Annotated in this window: 17 protein-coding genes; 11 read left to right on the forward strand and 6 right to left on the reverse strand. The window is 47.2% G+C overall.

All coding sequences use genetic code 11. The annotated features are described in order from the left end of the window. Nucleotides 1-62: 62 nt before the first annotated feature. The 3 genes from ELY33_RS15445 (at nucleotide 63) to ELY33_RS15455 (ending at nucleotide 2,874) form a co-directional block, all read left to right on the forward strand. On the forward strand, nucleotides 63-986 hold the full coding sequence (locus ELY33_RS15445) for a LysR family transcriptional regulator (RefSeq protein WP_126948796.1): 924 nt from the start codon (nucleotides 63-65) through the stop codon (nucleotides 984-986). A gap of 116 nt (nucleotides 987-1,102) precedes the next feature. Next, nucleotides 1,103-1,984, forward strand: coding sequence for an acetyltransferase (locus ELY33_RS15450; protein ID WP_126948797.1), 882 nt, complete (start codon nucleotides 1,103-1,105; stop codon nucleotides 1,982-1,984). A gap of 122 nt (nucleotides 1,985-2,106) precedes the next feature. Continuing rightward, a complete protein-coding gene (locus ELY33_RS15455; protein ID WP_126948899.1) occupies nucleotides 2,107-2,874 on the forward strand; it encodes a LysM peptidoglycan-binding domain-containing protein in 768 nt (255 codons plus the stop codon). A gap of 176 nt (nucleotides 2,875-3,050) precedes the next feature. Here the strand turns inward: ELY33_RS15455 and gcvT are convergent, their stop codons facing one another. Further along, nucleotides 3,051-4,163 carry a glycine cleavage system aminomethyltransferase GcvT gene (gcvT, locus tag ELY33_RS15460; RefSeq protein WP_126948798.1) on the reverse strand — a complete coding sequence of 371 codons (1,113 nt, stop codon included), beginning with the start codon at nucleotides 4,161-4,163 and terminating at the stop codon, nucleotides 3,051-3,053. A gap of 93 nt (nucleotides 4,164-4,256) precedes the next feature. Further along, nucleotides 4,257-5,675: an alanine/glycine:cation symporter family protein gene (locus tag ELY33_RS15465; RefSeq protein WP_126948799.1), complete on the reverse strand. Its 1,419-nt coding sequence runs from the start codon at nucleotides 5,673-5,675 to the stop codon at nucleotides 4,257-4,259. Nucleotides 5,676-6,088: 413 nt separating this feature from the next. Here ELY33_RS15465 and gcvH point away from each other — a divergent pair, with 413 nt between their 5' ends. Together gcvH and gcvP are read left to right on the forward strand one after the other, a co-directional pair. After that, on the forward strand, nucleotides 6,089-6,478 hold the full coding sequence (gene gcvH / locus ELY33_RS15470) for a glycine cleavage system protein GcvH (RefSeq protein ID WP_126948800.1): 390 nt from the start codon (nucleotides 6,089-6,091) through the stop codon (nucleotides 6,476-6,478). 78 nt (nucleotides 6,479-6,556) lie between these two features. Beyond that, the gene (gene gcvP / locus ELY33_RS15475; RefSeq protein ID WP_126948801.1) at nucleotides 6,557-9,451 is read left to right on the forward strand and encodes an aminomethyl-transferring glycine dehydrogenase; all 2,895 of its coding nucleotides are present in this window, start codon (nucleotides 6,557-6,559) and stop codon (nucleotides 9,449-9,451) included. Nucleotides 9,452-9,489: 38 nt separating this feature from the next. Here the strand turns inward: gcvP and ELY33_RS15480 are convergent, their stop codons facing one another. Then, the gene (locus ELY33_RS15480; protein ID WP_126948802.1) at nucleotides 9,490-10,395 is read right to left on the reverse strand and encodes a LysR family transcriptional regulator; all 906 of its coding nucleotides are present in this window, start codon (nucleotides 10,393-10,395) and stop codon (nucleotides 9,490-9,492) included. 175 nt (nucleotides 10,396-10,570) lie between these two features. On the opposite strand from ELY33_RS15480, the gene ppnN reads away from it, so the two are divergent. The 3 genes from ppnN (at nucleotide 10,571) to ELY33_RS15495 (ending at nucleotide 13,086) form a co-directional block, all read left to right on the forward strand. Next, nucleotides 10,571-11,953 carry a nucleotide 5'-monophosphate nucleosidase PpnN gene (gene ppnN, locus ELY33_RS15485; protein ID WP_126948803.1) on the forward strand — a complete coding sequence of 461 codons (1,383 nt, stop codon included), beginning with the start codon at nucleotides 10,571-10,573 and terminating at the stop codon, nucleotides 11,951-11,953. 82 nt (nucleotides 11,954-12,035) lie between these two features. After that, nucleotides 12,036-12,761, forward strand: a complete 726-nt coding sequence (locus ELY33_RS15490; RefSeq protein WP_126948804.1) for a sulfite exporter TauE/SafE family protein — start codon at nucleotides 12,036-12,038, stop codon at nucleotides 12,759-12,761. Nucleotides 12,762-12,822: 61 nt separating this feature from the next. Beyond that, complete coding sequence (locus ELY33_RS15495) at nucleotides 12,823-13,086, forward strand: hypothetical protein (RefSeq protein ID WP_244208629.1); 264 nt, start codon at nucleotides 12,823-12,825, stop codon at nucleotides 13,084-13,086. Between the two features lie 98 nt (nucleotides 13,087-13,184). Here ELY33_RS15495 and ELY33_RS15500 read toward each other — a convergent pair whose 3' ends face one another. Beyond that, a complete protein-coding gene (locus ELY33_RS15500; protein ID WP_126948805.1) occupies nucleotides 13,185-15,920 on the reverse strand; it encodes an HAD-IC family P-type ATPase in 2,736 nt (911 codons plus the stop codon). Nucleotides 15,921-16,540: 620 nt separating this feature from the next. On the opposite strand from ELY33_RS15500, the gene ELY33_RS15505 reads away from it, so the two are divergent. Continuing rightward, nucleotides 16,541-17,266 carry a Crp/Fnr family transcriptional regulator gene (locus ELY33_RS15505; protein ID WP_167470105.1) on the forward strand — a complete coding sequence of 242 codons (726 nt, stop codon included), beginning with the start codon at nucleotides 16,541-16,543 and terminating at the stop codon, nucleotides 17,264-17,266. Here ELY33_RS15505 and ELY33_RS15510 read toward each other — a convergent pair. Further along, the gene (locus ELY33_RS15510; protein WP_126948807.1) at nucleotides 17,246-18,172 is read right to left on the reverse strand and encodes a GGDEF domain-containing protein; all 927 of its coding nucleotides are present in this window, start codon (nucleotides 18,170-18,172) and stop codon (nucleotides 17,246-17,248) included. The genes ELY33_RS15505 and ELY33_RS15510 overlap by 21 nt on opposite strands. Nucleotides 18,173-18,334: 162 nt before the next feature. Then, nucleotides 18,335-18,820 (reverse strand): hypothetical protein, encoded by a 486-nt coding sequence (locus ELY33_RS15515; protein ID WP_126948808.1) that lies wholly within the window; start codon nucleotides 18,818-18,820, stop codon nucleotides 18,335-18,337. Between the two features lie 781 nt (nucleotides 18,821-19,601). Between ELY33_RS15515 and ELY33_RS15520 the strand changes: the two genes are divergently transcribed. Together ELY33_RS15520 and ELY33_RS15525 are read left to right on the forward strand one after the other, a co-directional pair. After that, nucleotides 19,602-19,961, forward strand: a complete 360-nt coding sequence (locus tag ELY33_RS15520; RefSeq protein WP_126948809.1) for a hypothetical protein — start codon at nucleotides 19,602-19,604, stop codon at nucleotides 19,959-19,961. Between the two features lie 51 nt (nucleotides 19,962-20,012). Next, on the forward strand, nucleotides 20,013-20,471 hold the full coding sequence (locus tag ELY33_RS15525) for a hypothetical protein (protein WP_126948810.1): 459 nt from the start codon (nucleotides 20,013-20,015) through the stop codon (nucleotides 20,469-20,471). Nucleotides 20,472-20,496 lie beyond the last annotated feature (25 nt).

Consider the following 20,496-nt stretch of genomic DNA (forward strand, 5'->3'; position numbering starts at 1 on the left):
GATATATTTGTTAAGTTTGTTTTTCTTATCAATTTATATAAATAATTTATAAAAGGGTCAGTATGACCGTCAAGCAACTCCGTGCTTTTCTTGCAGTAGCTCAAACCTTGAGCTTTACACAAGCCTGTGAACGCCTCCACCTGTCTCAACCAGCGCTCAGCTTAGCCATCAAAGGGCTGGAAGATTCGCTAGGGGGAAAACTGTTGATACGCAGTACCCGTAACGTTCGGCTAACGCCTGAAGGCGAGTCCCTACTCCCCCTGGCAAAGCATCTACTTGCCCAGTGGGATAATACCGAGGAGCGACTACGCCAGCGCTTTACTCTTCAGCTAGGCCGTTTAAGCGTAGCAGCAATGCCCTCTTTTGCGTGTAATTTACTGCCCAGCGCGCTGGTTACCTTCCGTCGGCAATACCCTAAAATTAACATTACTGTCCACGATGTCATCAATGAAGAAGTCATCGACATGGTGCGTTCCCGCCAAGTGGAAATCGGTATTGCCTTTTCACCAGAAGGAATAGGCAGCTTAACGTTTACGCCCCTGTTTGAAGATCAGTTTATCGCTGTTGTGTCGCCTCAGTCATCTCTGGCCGAAGCCAAAACCCTAAGCTGGGCAACGTTGTTAAAACAGGATTTTATTACCCTACAGCGCCCATCAATGGTGCGCAGACTGCTAGAGCAGGAACTTGCCAAGCAGCACATTGAATTGCCCGTTGCGTTTGAAAGCCACCAACTCTCAACCGTTGGTAGAATGGTGGCAGATGGATTAGGCGCAAGTGCAGTTCCTTCTATGTGTATTCAGCAAATGCATCAGCTCGGCGCGCGCTGCGTCCCCTTAACATCTCCTGGCATTGCTTGCCGGGTCGGGATACTAACGTACCAAGAGTTATCGGTCGCGGCCCAAGCACTGCGCAAGGTGCTTATCGAAAGCATTAATACGCCCTCTCTAAGGCTTAGTTCGGCAATTCAACACACAACGGTTTTGTAATGTACTGGGCAGCGTGAGCATGATCCTTTAGCATTAAGGCTGGGTTGCATATACCTTGCGTTGCTTATCGCTAGAATCACACCCCTAGTATCATCATTCGTAAAAGGAAATGTGGTATGTCTACTGCCAAAGGAGTTGTCAGTCTGTTATTACTGACGCTAACGACGCTGTTTTGGGGTGTACCACTAATTTTGTTAACACTGTTAAAAATCATCATCCCAGGTCAACATCGTAAACAAAGGGTTCTTAATAGTCTGTGCAACGTTGCACTCAATTGGGTTGGCGCAAATCTCTGGTGGATGCGCCGATGGATAAAACCTAACGTAAATATCAGCATTCCAGACTCACTCAGTCCAGATCAATGGTGGTTAGTCATCTCAAATCACCGCAGCTGGACAGATATTTTTATCCTTTTTATGGCACTACATCGCCGTATTCCTATGCCCAGGTTCTTTTTGAAACATCAGTTAATTTGGATTCCTATCGTCGGGCTGGCATTTTGGGCGTTAGAATTCCCGTTTATGCGACGGTTCAGTCGTGAACAACTTGCTAAAAATCCTAAACTTGCCGCTATTGACCGAGAATCAACAGAGCGCGTTTGCCGGCAAGCTCGAAATGCCCCCATCGCCATCTTTAACTTTGTCGAAGGAACACGATTTACCATAGCAAAACGGGAAAAACAGCAAAGCCCATTCCGGCATTTACTTAGACCCAAGGCAGGCGGTGTCTCACAAGTGCTTAGCCTGCTTGGCGACAAACTAGATGGCATTCTGGATGTAACCATTAGCTATGAAAATCCAACGCCAACTTTTTGGGATTTTCTATGCGGAAAAGAAGCTCGCATCACGCTAAACGCAAGGCAGCTCGCTATTCCCCAATGGATGAACGAAGCCAACTATCACGAAGAACAGCAGCACAAGGAACGTTTCCACGCATGGATCAATTCACTCTGGCAGGAAAAAGACGCCTTGCTAGCCAAACAAACCAACCACGACTAGCCCGATGGTTAGCGGTTTGCCTGCTAACAACCGTGTTAGCAGGATGTGCTGGCTCTCCCTCTTCAAATGGCCAGAATAATCCAGTGCCCAGCAGCACTGCTGGCCAAATAAACGGTGAATGGATAGAGGTACAACGCGGCGATACGCTGGGACAACTTGCCAACCGAGCAGGCGTTCCACTGGAACGTCTCGAACGTTTCAACCCTGGAACAAATGCTCAGCGCTTAAACGTTGGCCAGCGTCTGTTGATACCAACCCAGCAGGAGCGAGCGCCCTCTGGCGGACCGTATCGCTACCAGATTCGTTCCGGCGATACCTTCTCAAGTATCGCCCGCTACTTTGGTACCACCACGGGGCGTATACAAAGCGCCAACCCCGGCACTTCACCCACAGCACTAAGAGTCGGGCAAATTGTCAGTGTACCGCTTAGCAGCAGTACTGCTTCAAGTAGCGCTAGTACTAACCGTACAAGCCAGTCAGCATCATCGCCTCCCCCAAGCGCCAGCTTGCCTGCCTCCGCACGCCGTTGGCCTTGGCCCTTAGAGGACTATCGCATTGTGCGCCGATTTGGTGCCGATAGCCGGGGTACCTTACAACCGATGCTGCTGGCCACCCAAGCAGGTGCCAAAGCCCAAGCCGTAGCACCGGGTGAAGTACGCTTTGCTAATGGAATGCGCCAACTCGGAGAGGTCGTCATCATTCATCATGCAGACAACTTGCAATCCGTTTATGCACTGTGCGAACGCATTTTAGTGCGTGTCGGCCAGCAAGTGAGCACTGGCGACCCATTATGTGATGTCGGCCAAAGCAGCGCGACACAGCGCTACGACTTGCTTTTCGACCTACGCCAAGGTGGCAAGCCAATTGACCCTCGCCAAGTATTAAGATGAAAAAAAGCCCCTGATTTTATCAGGGGCTTTTTCATGAAAGGTGGTTGTAAAAACCGTTATGAAAAAACCGTTATGAAAAACCCCGATGAACATTTACAGGATTATCCGCGCCAGCATTAATCACGACAGCATTAATCATGACAGTATTAACCACGCCAGTATTAACCACGCCAGTATTAACCGCGATAATAGCCTGGCTTCACGAAGGGGGTAGAGGTCACGACCATAGGTAGCTGTTTCCCCCTCACCAATGCGTAAACGGTGGTTTCTGGTGCTTCCCATTCACGCGCCACATAACCCATGGCAATCGGCTTACCAACGCTTGGTCCAAAGCCACCAGACGTCACGACACCAATCTCATTGCCCTTAACATCAACTAAACGTGCCCCCTCTCTTACTGGCGCACGCCCTTCTGCCACTAAACCTACCCGCTTACGCGTGTGATCTTTCGCGGCTACTTGGTGAAGAATAAGGTCCGCGCCAGGAAAACCTGCAGGACGATCCCCTCCATGTCGGCGGGGCTTACCAATCGCCCAAATAAGACCTGCTTCTACAGGCGTCGTCGTCATATCCATATCGTGGCCGTACAAGCACAGTCCAGCCTCTAAACGAAGCGAGTCGCGCGCGCCCAAGCCAATCGCTTCTACTTCGGGCTCTGCTAACAATTGTTCCGCAAATGCCTGACTAACGTCAGAGGCCACTGATATCTCAAAGCCATCTTCGCCGGTGTAACCGCTACGGCTGATCCAGACCTCCTGACCAGCCACCGTGAAGCGGCCATGCTGCATGAATATTAACTCACATGCCTGGGGGCATAGGCGTTTCATGACGTCTCTAGCCTTCGGCCCCTGTAGCGCCAGCAAGCCACGGTCTAACACCTCAATGTGATGAGTAGCACCGAGATTAGTACGCAGATGGACAATATCCTGCTCTTTGCAAGCAGCATTAACGACCAAATAAAAGTGATCACCTGCATTAACGGCCATTAAATCATCGATAATGCCGCCATCTGTTCCGCTAAACAGCCCATAGCGCTGCTCGCCTTTGCGCAACCCGACCAGGTCTGCAGGAATCAGTGACTCTAGCGCTTCGGCAACGTTGTCACCCGACACCGCTATTTGGCCCATGTGAGAAACATCAAACAGCCCACACTGCTGACGCGTGTGCTCATGCTCTTTTTTGACGCCCAATGGGTATTGCACCGGCATATCATACCCCGCAAAAGGAACCATCTTGGCGCCTAGCGAAAGATGCAATTCATGGAGTGGTGTCTGTTTAAGGTCGGTCATGGGATTTCCTCAGTCGAGAAAGAGAAACGGGAAGCCATAACTGGCTTCCCGGCTCTATTACATCGTATCGGCCCCTGTTACGTTGAACAGGGCTTACTTATCATGATCAAGCGCTTCGCCTGGCAGCACGTCTTTGCCTGCAAAGTAATCACGCGTAAGTTTAAATACCACCGGCGAGAGCAGCGCCAGGGCAATCAAGTTCGGTATGGCCATCATGGCATTAAAGGTATCGGCCATCAGCCAAATAAAACCAAGCTGCGCAATAGCACCTAGCGGAATTGCCAGAACGAACAGCACGCGGTATAGCATAATCGAACGTGTGCCGAACAGGAACTGACAGCACTTCTCACCGTAGAAAGACCAGCCAAGAATTGTGGTGAATGCAAATACAGCCAAGGCAACAGCCACAATTTGGTTACCAAAACCGGGCAATGCTGCATCAAACGACAGTGCTGTTAGTGAGGCACCCGCCTCACCATCGATCCACACCGTAGAGGTTAGAATAACCAAGGCGGTAATAGTACAAACAACGATGGTATCAATAAAGGTACCCAGCATCGCGATGAGTCCTTGGCGAACCGGGTTTTTGGTCTGCGCTGCGGCGTGAGCAATTGGCGCACTACCTAGACCTGCTTCGTTAGAAAAAATACCGCGTGCCACGCCAAACCGGATAGCGGCCATCACTGCCGCACCAGCAAAGCCACCCGCTGCTGCCATGGGATTAAAGGCGTAGTAGAAAATCAAACCAAACGCCTCACCAATTTGACTAGCGTTAACGATCAATACCAACAGACCGGCAATCACGTAGGCAATACCCATAATAGGGACAAGCTTGCCAGCCACTTTCGCAATGCGCTTAATACCACCCAGGATAACCGCACCTGCCAGTACCATAATAATCACGCCAGTTAACCAATGCGGCACACCAAAGGTAGAGTCCATGGCATCCGCCACAGAGTTAGACTGAACGGTATTACCGATACCGAAAGCCGCTATCGCACCAAAGAATGAAAACAAACCGCCCAGCCAGAGCCATTTTTTACCCAAGCCATTTTTTATATAGAACATCGGGCCACCCACGTGATACCCGGTGCTATCGGTTTCACGGTAGCGCACAGCGAGAACCGCTTCGGCAAATTTAGTAGCCATCCCCACTAAGGCTGTGATCCACATCCAGAACACCGCACCTGGGCCACCAAGCGCGATAGCCGTTGCGACACCCGCAATGTTGCCTGTGCCTATCGTTGCGGAAAGTGCTGTCATCAGCGCATCAAAAGGCGAAATCTCACCGTCTTTGTCAGCTTTGCCAGATGACGCCTGATCAGTATCTGCTTGGCTAGGCTTCGGGGTGCGACCTTGCCACATTAGCTTGAAACCCACACCGAGCTTTCTAATTGGCATCAGTTTCAAGCCAATCTGTAAGTAAATCCCAACTCCTAGCAGTAGGACCAACATTATCGGGCCCCAAACAACACCGTTAATTGCCCCTAGGAGGCTAGTTAATGTTTCCACACATTTCTCCTTACCCTGTTGATTAGCTCATTTGTTATGGGTACCGGGCAGTCAGGCTGCCTTCATTGTTAATACAGCTGTGTCGTCAAGCGTTTCTACCATAGCGCGTATCGCACTATGAAAAAACGCATGATCTGCATGTTTTACACTATTTTCCTAGTATGTATCTATTGCAATGTCGCGAATCTGCAGAGAAAAGATCTGTTTTTACATATCCCGACAGCTATAAAGCATCATGAAACTTTAGAATGCTTTTTACCTTCCATGAGTCGATTAGGAAATTTATTTCCAATTGGAAACACGTTAACATGTACCTCAGACCGTCTTATTTAGCGCTGGCCAATAGTCGCAAAGGCGAACGACAGGCGTTAGTATGCTTCTGTCCAGATAACTGTTTCATAAAGGGAATCACCATGAGCAATCTTCCTGCCAATCTTCGTTATGCCGAAAGCCACGAATGGGTACTTGATCACCAAGACGGTACCGTCACCATCGGCATCACTGACCATGCCCAAGAAGCGCTGGGTGACGTTGTTTTCGTTGAGCTGCCAGAAGTGGGTCAGGCACTCAACAAGGGTCAGGAGTTCGGTGTCATCGAATCTGTTAAGGCTGCTTCTGATCTCTACTCGCCGGTTAGCGGTGACGTTATCGACGTTAACGAGGCACTCGAAGATTCGCCAGAAACAGTCAATGAAGCACCTTACGAAGCGGGTTGGATCATGAAGGTACGCCTGACCGATACAACCCTAGAAGGCTTATTAGACGCAGATGCTTATCAAGCAACGCTTAGCTCAGATGATTAATTAACCGGAATGCCTGTGACTAGCAGGCTTTCCAGTATCGCCCCTGCACGGTTTTCTCATTACGTTCGGAACCTTTCCATGTCATTTGAAACACGCCGCTTGGCCGAACTGGCCGACCACGATGGTTTTATCAAACGCCACAATGGGCCTAGTCCCGCTGATGTCGACACCATGTTAAAAGCGCTCAATATGCAGCGCATGGAAGATCTTATTGAGCAGACCGTACCAAGCGATATTCGCCTTGGCCGTGAGTTAGCCCTTGACGACCCACGCAGTGAAGCAGAAGCGCTAGACTACTTAAGCCAACTGGCGCGCCAAAATCGAGTGACTAAAAGCTACATCGGGCAAGGCTACTACGGCACCCACATGCCCGCCGTCATACAGCGTAATGTGCTGGAAAACCCAGGATGGTATACTGCCTATACGCCCTATCAGCCAGAAATTTCCCAAGGCCGCTTAGAAGGCCTGCTTAATTTCCAGCAGGTGATTATGGACTTAACCGGCATGGAGCTTGCTAATGCTTCCTTGCTGGACGAAGCGACTGCCGCTGCTGAAGCGATGGCGCTATGCAAGCGTAGCAACAAAAAAAGTAAATCAATCGCTTTCTTTGTTGCCGATGATCTGTTTCCACAAACGCTGGACGTTATTAAGACCCGTGCAGCGTTTTTTGGCTTTGAGCTAATCAGTGGTCCCGCAGAAACCCTGGCAGAACACGATGTATTTGGTGCACTGGTGCAATATCCTTCCGCGAGCGGTAACGTTACGGATATTTCCCCTCTTCTGAGTGCTGCCAAAGAGCGCGGCATCATGACCTGTGTCGCCACGGATCTACTGAGCCTTGTGCTGCTGAAAGAGCCAGGGGCAATGGGCGCTGATATCGTCGTAGGAAACTCCCAGCGTTTTGGTGTTCCCATGGGCTTTGGCGGTCCCCATGCTGCTTTCTTCGCCACATCCGACAAACTTAAGCGCTCGATTCCTGGTCGGATTATCGGTGTTTCTAAAGATAGCCGCGGTAACACGGCACTGCGCATGGCCATGCAAACCCGCGAGCAACACATCCGTCGCGAGAAAGCGACCTCAAACATTTGTACTGCTCAAGCATTACTGGCCAATATTGCTGGCTTCTACGCCACTTACCATGGTGCAGAAGGTTTGCGTAAAATTGCAGGCCGAGTGCATCGGCTCACCAGTTTATTAGCGAAAGGCATTATCCAAGCGGGCGTCACGTTAGCTCACGATAGCTGGTTTGATACGCTGCGCCTAACCCAAGTAGATGCTGGTAAGATTCATGGCCGAGCCATGACTCATGATATCAACCTGCACTACTTCGCTAATGGTGATGTCGGTATCAGCCTGGATGAAACCACCACTGCTCACGACGTCGCGACGCTGTTTGATGTGTTGTTAGGCGATGAGCACGGCTTGTCGGTAACAACGCTTGATGAACATGTAATTAACGAGGAAATCAGCGGCATTCCAGAAAACTACCGTCGTGAAAGCCGCTTTTTGGAACACCCCACGTTTAAGCGCTATCGCAGCGAAACCGAGATGCTACGATATTTGAAACGTCTCGAAAATAAAGACCTGTCGTTAGCCCATGCCATGATTCCACTGGGCTCGTGCACCATGAAGTTGAACGCTACCAGTGAAATGATTCCGATCTCCTGGCCTGCGTTCGCGCACCTCCACCCGTTCGCTCCTCGCGATCAAGTGGCAGGCTATCACCAAATGATTGACGAGCTAGCAGCCTTCTTAGTGGAAGTAACGGGTTACGATCATATTTCCATGCAACCCAACTCGGGTGCCCAGGGTGAATATGCAGGCCTGCTGGCCATTCGTCGCTATCAGGCAGCACAAGGTGAAGCTCATCGCGACGTGTGTTTGATCCCCAGCTCTGCCCACGGTACTAACCCAGCGTCTGCAGCTATGCTAAGTATGGACGTTGTGGTTGTTGAGTGTGATGTCAACGGCAACATTGATCTGGATGACCTAACGCGCAAAGCACAGCAGTACAGTGATCGTCTTTCTGCGGTAATGATTACCTATCCGTCTACCCATGGCGTATTTGAGTCTCATGTTCGCAAGGTTTGCGACGTAGTACATGCGCATGGCGGCCAGGTGTACGTAGATGGTGCCAACATGAATGCTCAGGTAGGTTTGACGCGACCCGGCGACTTCGGTGGTGACGTCTCTCACCTCAATCTACACAAAACTTTTTGCATTCCCCACGGTGGCGGCGGCCCGGGCATGGGGCCCATTGGTGTCAAAGCTCACCTTGCGCCCTTCGTTTCCAATCACGCGGTCACGCCTATTAAGGGTGTTAACCCTGAAAACGGTGCGGTCTCTGCTGCGGCATTTGGCAGCGCGTCTATTCTGCCAATTTCCTGGGCCTACATTAAGATGATGGGTGCGCAAGGTCTTCGCGAAGCAACCGAGCTGGCTATTCTTAACGCCAACTATATCGCCAAGCGATTAGAGAGTGCTTACCCTATTCTCTACCGTGGCCAGAAAGGCAATGTCGCCCACGAATGCATTATCGACATTCGCCCGCTCAAAAGTGCTTCTGGCATCAGTGAAGAAGACATTGCTAAGCGTCTGATGGATTACGGTTTCCATGCGCCGACCATGTCGTTCCCAGTGCCAGGCACACTGATGATCGAGCCGACGGAGTCAGAGTCACTGTACGAAATTGACCGCTTTTGTGATGCCATGATCGCGATTCGAGAAGAGATTACTCGCGTCGAGAAAGGTGAATGGCCGCTGGACAATAACCCGTTGGTAAATGCCCCACATACCCAGGCAGATTTGATGGATAGCGAGTGGCAACGCCCCTATGATCGCAAACTGGGTGCCTTCCCAACCGACGCGGTTGCTGCGTCCAAATACTGGCCTACTGTTAATCGCGTTGATAACGTATTCGGTGACCGTCAGCTAATCTGCTCTTGCCCAAGCATTGACGAATACCGCCGTTGATTCAGCAACGTTAGTTAACCGCTAAACGCCCTTGGTGCTCATTGTCCGAGCGCCAGGGGCGTTTTTTCTTGCATGCGCTGGTGATGAAAACCATCCAGCAGCTTCTCATAGCGTTTCGGTAACACCGAATCTCGCCGGCGCAGCAAATAAAGTACTTCATTAATACTGTGGGGTAATGACAGCGCTTTGACTTGGCGCTGCCAGGGGGAGGTCTCTAACACCAGGCGTGAGACAACTGTAAAACCCAAGCCTCGAGCGACCGCATCCAGCACCATGCTTACTTCGTTGGTAAATCCCTGGTGGCGAAAATGCGTCATCGAGCGAAATTCGTCTGGGTAATTGGCGCGCAACAGTACATTGGCGTAGTTAATACCGTCATAATAATTAACAAAGCCAATGCCCATCAGATCTGATAGCGTACTGCCGGCAAAATCAGCTGGCACGACTAAACATAGTGGCTCTTTATGCCACACTGTACAGGTAAGTTCGGTGTGATTAACCTTCTCAGTCACAATGCCAATATCGTACCGGCCTTCAAGCAGGTCATTAACGATTTCATGATTAAACGCAAAACTGTAATTTACCGTTAAATTGGGATGCATCTGCTGCTGGCCAAGAATGAAGGGATAAAACATCAGCCCAACACTTCCTGGTGAGCCAATCCGACACTCGCCGCTATCCAATGAATCGTCATCTAACGCATGGCGAAACTGTTCATGTTCGGCAAACAGCTTCAACGCATAATCGTAAGCCCTTCTCCCAGACTCCGTTAGCGTAAAGCTTCTGGCCTTTCTTTCTATCAGCGGTTTATCTAAATAGCTTTCCAATTTGCGAATATGCTGGCTGACGCCAGGCTGCGTCATTTCCAAACGGCGCGCGGTTCGTGTGAAACTCCCCGTTTCAACTAACGTTATAAACGTCCGAAAATACTGGGCATTAAACATAATAAAGCGCCATCTTGACTAGTCACTGTGTGCTCTCAACGAAAGCACAGGGTAGCACAATCACTTATTAAACGGGCGCTTAGGGCCGACACTACTCTTATTGCTTGAATTCAGTCAGTAAAGGCCGTGATAGTATGTAGTCTCGTTAACAATATGATTAGGGACAGCCAAACTAATGACGCAACTCTCCGTGCCGCGCGCCACCATTTCCAGCATTATCTCCCCGGAAGGAAGCCTCGAAGTGCTTTCCCAGCATGAAGTCAACCGCTTAAAAAGCACCTCGAAAAGTGGCTTGCATGACCTACTACGCCGTTGCGCACTCGCAGTGCTTAACTGTGGTAGCCCAACGGATGATAGTTTGGCCATTATGGAAGCCTATAAAGACTTTGATATTGAAGTCTTGCAGCAAGACCGAGGCATCCGTCTTAAGTTAACCAATGCCCCTGCAGAAGCCTTTGTCGACGGGCGTATGATTCGCGGTATACGTGAACACTTATCATCGATTCTTCGCGACATAGTTTATGTTTATAACGAAATTCAGCACCACAAGCGGTTTGATCTAACCACGGGTGAAGGCACAACCAACGCGGTGTTTCATATCCTGCGTAAGGCAGGCGCATTGAAGCCAGGACGTGACCCCAGCTTGGTGGTGTGCTGGGGTGGCCACTCGATTTCCAGGGAAGAGTACGAATACACCAAGGACGTTGGTTATCACCTTGGTCTTCGGGATCTAGACATCTGCACTGGCTGCGGCCCTGGCGCCATGAAAGGTCCTATGAAGGGCGCAAATGTCGCCCATGCCAAGCAACGCCGTAAAGATGGCCGCTATCTGGGCATTTCTGAGCCTGGCATCATTGCCGCCGAAGCGCCAAACCCTATTGTTAACGAACTGGTGGTCATGCCAGATATCGAAAAACGGTTGGAAGCATTCGTGCGTCTGGGACACGGTATTGTTGTTTTTCCTGGCGGTGTTGGGACTGCAGAAGAGATTCTTTACTTATTAGGCATACTGCTTCACCCAAGCAATCACGATATCCCCTTCCCGCTCGTGTTTACCGGCCCAGCTAACTCTGCCGAGTATTTTCAGAAAATCGACGAATTTCTAGTATATACGTTGGGCAAAGATATCCGCCGTTATTACACAATTATTACTGGCGACCCAGTGGCCGTCGCTCGCAAAATGCGTGACGAAATTGATGAGATTACGGACTTCCGTCGCAAGCACCAGGACGCCTTTTACTATAACTGGCGTCTGACTATTGCGCGTGACTTTCAAGCGCCCTTCGAGCCCACTCACGACGCTATGCGCGGTCTAGCGCTTCATCGCGAGCAACCTACCCATGAATTGGCGGCCAACTTACGTCGTGCATTTTCTGGCATCGTCGCAGGTAACGTTAAAGAGCCCGGCATTCGGGCAATTGAAGCGCATGGTCCCTTTGAGTTAACCGCCGAACCAGAACTGATGCAGCGTTTAGATGAGCTGTTAACCTCATTTGTCGCCCAAGGACGCATGAAGCTTGATGGGAATGCTTATACACCCTGCTATGTTCTTAGGTAACTAATCCAAGTCAGTACATCATCAGTACATCACTAAGCAGGCACAGCTTGACCGTTGTGCCTGGCGCGCCAGGAAACCCGCCGTGATTATTGCTCTTTTAACGCTGGTTGCAGCAGGCATTGTCAAAGGTGCTATCGGTTCTGGTGTACCGGTCATTGTGGTACCTGTACTCACAATGCTCTACGACGTGAAGCTGGCCATTGCTGTGTTAATCGCCCCCAATTTGTTCAGCAACCTTTTACAAGTATGGCAATATCGACACCATTTATTACCACTGCGATTTCTCGCTGTCTTCTCCCTTTCAGGAGGGTTAGGCATTGTGCTGGGCACATGGGGGTTAGTCGTTTTGTCACCAACTTTTTTGTCGCTTGGTGTGGCAGCGTCGATAGTGCTCTATTTGGTTATCAAGTTGGCACGGCGAAAGCTCGCGCTTCCTTTCGCCACTGCAGAACGTATCGTGCTGCCTGTTGGTTTACTAGCCGGCGTATTGCAGGGCGCAGCGGGCATGTCAGCACCTGCATCGGTGACGTTTCTAAATGCAATGCAGCTCGAGCGCCAAGTATTTATTGGCTCTATCTCTGTATTTTTCGTGGCTATCACCTGCGTTCAAATACCTGCGCTGCTGAGTGCGGACATACTAACGCTGGAGCGCACGTTTTACAGTTTCATAGCTCTATTCGTCATTCTCGCCGCTATGCCCATCGGCGCCCAGCTTGGTAAACGCTTGTCACATCGCTGGTTTGATAACCTCATCATGCTATTGCTGGCAGGAATTGCAGTCAAAATTATTTTGGATGCTGTGCTTTAAGCCATTACTGGCTCACCGCCGAGCAGAAATGGGATCAAGCCGCTACACTCATGAAGCAGTCGTGACTCCTTCCCTAGGTGTCAATGGCAAGGTGGATATCACCACCAAGGAAAGGATAAAGAGTATGGAAATGATTGATCAGCTTCGGGATGGAAAAACCAAAGCGTTCGCCAAGCATTGCTTTGAACGCTACTCCCCTGAAGAGCTGAATACCGCCTCCGAAGGTGCGCCAGATCAGGACGAAATGGCCCACTGGGAAATTACCGTAGGCCAATGGGAAGAAGCCATTGCAGCCGCACTTGCGGATCACCACGCCCAAGGGTAAATAGACTGCTCAGCTAACGTGAGTAGGGTTAGCGCCACCTATGGCTTGTTATTCAATCCCCTTAGGTAGCGCTGATTTTTCACAAATAGGCTATTGGCTTATTTCTGCTTGGCCTTGAGCATGCGCCACCCCATCTTTTCAGCCTCAATTAACAAATAAATCACCCCGCTACTAAAAATGATGGCTAGCCAATGCGCGGGATTTAACCCTTCGCTACCAAAAATGATCTGCATAAAGGGCAGGTAAGTAAACGCCATTTGTAACAACATCACCATGATGATGGCGATCCAAACCGGTCGACTACCGAAAATACCGGTTAGCGATAGCGTACTGTTAATTAAAAAGCGGCTATTGATTAAATAAGCTGCACTCCCTGTAACCAGCATATTAACCGCTCCTGCCCGTGCCAAGGCTTCGCTACCTCCTTGGCCTAGTATCCAAGAAAACATCCCGAAAACACCGATAAGCAGCAGCACAGAAACAAAAAACACTCGCCACAATAAAAACAGATCAAGCAGCGGTGCCTTGGGGTCTCTGGGTTGACGAGCCATCAAATCTTTCTCACCGATTTCAAACGCTAATGCTAGCCCTAATGTAATTGCCACCACCATATTCACCCAAAGGGCCTGCAGTGGCGTTACCGGCAACACCGAGCCGGACAGCACTGCCAGCATGATGGCCAAGCCCTGAGCGCCATTGGTGGGTAGAATAAAGGTAATGGTTTTACGGATGTTATCGTAAACTTTTCGGCCTTCTTCAATAGCACTGACTATCGTTGCGAAATTATCATCCGCCAGCACCATCTCGGACGCATCTTTTGCTGCCTCAGTTCCTTGCATCCCCATAGCAACGCCGACATCTGCCCGTTTTAAAGCGGGTCCGTCATTAACGCCATCTCCAGTCATTGAACAGACACCGCCCCGCGCCTGCATTGCCTTAACTAAACGCAATTTATGCTCTGGCGATGCCCGAGCAAACACATCAACGTCTAAAATGATCTCTTCAAGCGCTTGATCGGACATCGTTTCAATTTCTCGTCCAGTAAGCGCTTTTTGGATTTGCGAAAAACCTAACTGCTTAGCAATAGCAAGCGCTGTCGAAGCATGATCGCCAGTAATCATAACGGGACGAATACCCGCTTGTTGGCAAAGCTTAACCGCTTCAATAACTTCTTCTCTTGGCGGATCCAGCAAGCCAATAATTCCTAATAAGCGCAAGCCGCCTTCAATATGATGATGGTCAAGCTCGTCGATCGCAGTCGCAGTGGCTGGTTTATCTGCAATGGCTAAAACACGCAAACCTCGCGAAGAAAGCTCGTGGATACGGTGTTCCCATTCAGTACGATCAATGTCGACAGTGCCTTGCGAGGTAGCAACACTATCGCACATCTCTATCAAGCGATCAGGCGCCCCCTTTACGATGACACGCTGTCCATCGGTTTCTTCATGCAGCGTGGCCATGTACTTAAAATCTGACTCAAAAGGGATCGCATCTAACCGTGGAAACTGCTCGCGCACCTTCGACGTACTAACGCCTGCTTTCTCTCCAGCAACCACCAACGCGCCCTCTGTCGGGTCGCCATAAATTTGATGCTGCCCCGCCTGCTGATGCAACTCAGTGTCGTTGCACAATACGCCGGCACGTAAAAAGTCACCTAATAAAGAAACACCATCGACATCAACAGCCTCTGATTCCTGTTCACCGTTGGCGTGCAGTCGATAAAAAGCGCCTTTAGGCTCAAACCCAATACCATCGATGAAAAACTGCTCGTCACCCAGCCAAATCGCTTGGGCTGTCATTTCATTGCGCGTCAGCGTGCCCGTTTTATCAGAAAAAATAGTCGAGATAGAGCCTAGCGTTTCCACCGCAGGAAGCCGGCGAATAATAGCGTTGCGCTTCGCCATATTTTGCACGCCAAGCGCAAGTCCAATGGTGACGATAGCGGGTAAGCCTTCGGGTATAGCGGCAACCGCCAGCCCCACAGCAGCCATGAACATATCCGCTGCGGGCTGATCATGAAGTATCGTGCCCAGCAACGCAGTGATGGCTGCCGCCGCTAAGATAAAAATTGCGAGAACCCTGCCTGCTCGATCTAACTGCTGAAGCAATGGCGTTTTGATTTTTTCAACACCGCGCAGAAGTTCAGAAATTTTGCCAATTTCGGTGTAGCGCCCCGTTTCAACTACCAAACCACGGGCATTCCCTTGCACCACGATCGTACTGGCAAACGCCATACTACTTCGCTCAGCAAGATCCGCATCTTGGTCAACTGGATCAATCTGCTTTTCAACAGGTACCGACTCTCCTGTTAAAGCCGCCTCGTCGGTGCGAAAACGCCGCGCCTCAATAAGCCGCACGTCTGCAGGTATTCGGTCTCCGCTCTCCACAAGCACAATATCCCCCGGCACTAATGCTTCAGCAGGAATGGTAGTGCGCTTGCCGTCACGTAAAACATTGGCCTGAGGAGACAGCATGTTGCGGATGCTATCGAGTGCCTGCTCAGCTTTTCCTTCCTGAATAAATCCAATCAGTGCAATCACGGCCACCACACCCACAATGGCCGCCGCGTCTATCACATGTCCAAGCAGAAAACTGGCAATAGCAGCCACCAGCAGTATAAGAATTAAAATATTATTAAGTTGATCCAATAAACGTCGATACCAGGGACGCCCCTTGGCCTGCTGGAGGCGATTTGGCCCACAGCGCTCTAGCCGTGCTTGAGCTTCAGTGGTAGTTAAACCATCAGGAGTAACGGCCTGCCACTCAAGCGCTTTATCAATAGAGGCGCTGTGCCAGTCTGATGATGGCTGGGCAGGTGATTGAGGGTTTTCCATCGATAAGCTCCATTGATGAAGATATCGTCAGCTTACATCAGGTTGCTGCGCTGCAGTACTGCGCTTGCCTATAAAGTAACAAGGAAATGATACAGCGCAAAAAAACTACTCCCCCAAACTTCTTTACACTAGGCGTATTCTCTCAAGAAAAAATGGCTTTTATCTACATTTAATCTAACATTATGCTGCTTCGTATATTTAAACAACTAACTGTTCACTGATAGAAAAAGCATGGGCGGAGCACGGTTTAACGCTATCATCGTTTCTTAACCATTATCATCTTAAAATGCTATAACTTACAATATCTTAAAAATACTAAAGGTCTAATTTTATAATAAAACTATACGACATACATACATAAAAAGCATGATTGTAATGAAAAAACTCCACTTCATATTAATAAGCTAACTCATTATTTTTACAGAAATCATCACCCAGAAAAAATACCGAATCAGAAAATATATTCAAAATTGTATTGAATTATTTAAAAAATAAAATAATATTATAATTTATTAGATCAGCAAAAACTTTCCGCTTAAATTATATTTTAAAATAAAAAATTAACAACAGCTTTACACACGCTTGACGTGTAAAACGCTTGCACACCAAAGGTGGACGACGTGGATACCCCTTACATTTTTTCAAAACTTAAAAATAAAAAAACAGAAATATTTACATCAACCAAAATTAACGAAATAAAATCACTCAGGGATCTTTCTCAACCTTTATTTACATTACGCAAAAAGACCCTATTGATAACAGAAAGAGATAAATTTAATGGGTTGTATCTTGTTCATAGCGGCTTACTAAAGCAAAGTCATATAAGAAAACCAGGAGAAAGTGAAATAATCACTCACTTTTTCTTGCCTGGCGATATAATAGGGCTAGACTCGATATGTGAACATCACTATTGCGGTCCTGTTACATCAATAGAAACATCTTCACTATCGCTAATAAAATTCAGAAATATAGATGAGTACTTAATAGCACAAGAGAATCACAATAAGCTATTAAGAGTCTTAAGCAGGTCAATTCGTACGGAACATGCGCGTTTGTGGCGGACACTAAGTCAGCCATCAGACGCCAGACTCGCGTATTTTCTTATCACTATGTCTAATAAGTTTAGTGAACTAGGGTATTCTCCGAACGCCTTCAGGCTAGCCATGTCAAGACAGGAGATAGCAAATTATTTATGTATGGCCTCTGAAACCGTCAGTCGTATTATTAGCCGCTTCGAAAACGAGGGTCTGCTTTCAGCAAATAGACATGATTACTTTATTCTAGACCCTATCGGTTTAGCCACTATAGCCAAAAAAAACAGATCATCACCAAACTTTAGTGGGTGATCGATCAACATCATCAATAGCAATAGATTCAATTCTATTGCGCCCGTTTTGTTTAGCTTTTAAAAGCAAATAATCCGCTTTATTAATTAGTGCCTCAATGTAAATATCTTCATGTTCTAGTTCTGCGATACCAATACTAATAGAAATATTGACACGATTTAAAGCAGCTCGAAGCCGCTCAGCAATTAATAAAGCACCAGAAACATCTGTTTCTGGCAGTACAACCATAAACTCGTCGCCACCATACCGCCCTACGCTGTCGCATTCACGCACGGTTTCAAGGATAGTTTTCGCAACTTCCTTTAACGCTTGATCTCCCACAAAATGTCCTTGTTTATCATTAATTGATTTAAAATTATCAAGATCAAGCATCATGAGACAAAGCGATAGTCCATAACGACAGACGCGCTTTATTTCAGCATTAGCAAACTCTAAAAGATAGCGTCGGCTGTATGTACCCGTGAGATAGTCGTGATTTGCCAGGTATGACAACTGCGCGTTGGTAGCCATTAATGTTGCAGTGCGCTCAATGACCCGTTTTTCCACTTCATTTTCAATATAATCATTCAGCGACATTGCTTTTTCCTTAACATTATCTTTATGGATAATTCCAAGCAAGTGAGTCAAGCATCCTTGAAAATTAGCAATAGGCGTTAAACAAAGCTGGCAGTCTTCATCAAGTTTTCTTTCGTAAATATTTACCTCTAACGCATTATAATGAGATAACGAATACTCTTCTAAACACCGAGCACAGTTAACCACTATTTCTTCACCGAGCGGTTTTGTAAACAGCTGATTAAGGTGTTTGCCAACATACTCAAGGTCATCATCCAGCCTGGCTTTCTGGGAAGAATTGATTGCTACGATAATAAATTTCTTATTATCATCAATCCGGACTATAAACATTTGCTCAGAAAAAAAAATCCCAAAGTTTATTTACTAACAGGAAGGCATTAGACAAAGGCTGATTTACTGTTTTTTGATTTTTCAATAAATTCGACATTGCACACCCCCATTGAAAATATAAAATCAAACTAGTTATACTTTTTCTGTTACAGAATCACCCTCTTAAAATATTTGGACTTTCCAATTTTCACGGCATTCTTTAATTATATTTAATTCATTATTTTTTTGATTAACGCAATTCCACAACGGCCGATAAAGTTCAGGCGTGGCGTTAGTTTCTAATAGCCAGTTAAAGAAAACATACGTTTCGTAGGCAGCCTCTTCAGCATGCTCAAGTAGATGATGCCCCATACGCTCATCAACAACAAAAAAATGTCGACTGTTATTCTTATAAAATCTTGGAAGTTCCCATGTAGGTGAATTATTTATACAAGCACTTAACCCTATCTGCAGGGCAGCTTTTTGCAAGCTACTAAGACGGTGTACACACTCTAGACCGATCGAGCTCATCAAGCGGCTGACAGAGGGGTCAATCGGAAGAAAACTAAGTGCCAACCATCGGTATCGGTTAAGCTCTATTGACTCGTGAGAATAAGCTAAATCGAGCTGCTCTTGTGGTAGAAAATTATGCGCTACTTGTTTATTCATATGCTTGCTTCTCCATTTGGCCTAAGGCGGCTGTAAAATCGTCGATAACGCAATCGTAGACCAAGCCGAACTTTTTTTTCCATGACATTTATCAACTTTATTAAAAAAAGTGAATGAATATAACCAGCTGAACCGCTAATCATTTTTTATAATTATTTATCATGTGTTAAATATAAGTACTTATAGCTAGAATTTGAATGCAAATACGTTATCAAACTCCTACTGCATAATTAGTTTTTTAAACATCAAACCACGGCCGTTCTCTTAAGCTATTGTATTACAATAAAATTTTTCAAGCATGCAGTTCAAATTGATAATTAAACTTAACCATATCTTCAAAACTTTCGCTCATTGAAATTATATATTCATGACTAAAATCAATAAATAACGAGTGAGCGTGACCTATCATAACGTTCGATTCTCTGTATCACTTTCTGTGCTCCTACCATCTCGTCCATAAATAAATTATACAAAACATTTACAATCGATTTTTATTAAAAAGGCTAAATAAAATAATTTGAATTTAAAAACTAGAATTTTAGCAACCAATAATAAAACGTACAGCCCACTAACAAATCCGTAAGGTATTAATAAACCGAAAAAAAAATAAAACACCATTTTAAAATTAACGAGATATTCTTAGATATTGATCAAACTAAAAAACAAAACCTATTTGCAATGAATTAAAAACATGATCAGCGTCAAATGAATAGCTAATAACCACCACGTCTACGTTGAGTGTGACTATGCTTTTTATAAGTACACATGAGGAGTCAACACAATGACAACATTAATGTTCCCCAACCTGACAGCGAATGACATCAACAACGATACTATGCTGATGCTTTGGTATCACCCTTGGGTAGAAGCCACTCATTCAGCTGCCAAGCTACAGCGAATCTGGCTAGAAGCATTCAACGATGCGCTTCGACATGAATTGGATTTTATTACAACAGTGGCTCCTATTTACAATAAGTTAGGCAGCTGCATGCTAGGTTTCGAAGGACCTCAAACACCAGGATCAATGGCAACTTGCTACCACAACATCGCAGGAGACATGGCAGATGCCGCGCTCAATCGTATGCGTAAGGTATCGGAACTCAACGATGACTTGCGTGAGCGAATTTGGGACGAGCTATGAGTAATGTCCTTAGTCGGGATGCGTTTTATCTTTATGCAGGCAGGTTGAACAATGACAGTCGAAACGATTCAAGATGTGCTGGAACTGACACGTAAACTACATACTGACTTGGCTGATGTTTTCGAGCATGCCTCACAAGCATCTCACCAGGAAAGACTTCGTATGCTTTTTGATTACCTGTCAAAGCATGAACGAGAGCTCAGCCAGGTGGTAGCATTAACCATAACGAGTGGTAGGCCTGGGGTCCTTGATACGTGGTGTGCAGAGTATTTCGACAAACACTCCTTCACATTCGAACAGCTCAACACCACTAATTACCTGCAAATGAATTCCGAAGAGGTTATGCACTCATTACTTTTGATACATAACCAGTTAATTGATCTATATCGTTATTTATCATCAAGAGCAGAGACTAGTGCTGTCGAGGAGTTATTAAACGGCGTACTTGCCCTAGAGCAGCATGAAATTATGCGCATGATGCGTGATGCTGAGGAATTGGAGGACCTTTAAAGTGACATTAGCGTGAGGTCACATC

Origin of the sequence: Vreelandella andesensis, from assembly GCF_003989795.1 — a bacterium.
Classification (GTDB): domain Bacteria; phylum Pseudomonadota; class Gammaproteobacteria; order Pseudomonadales; family Halomonadaceae; genus Vreelandella; species Vreelandella andesensis.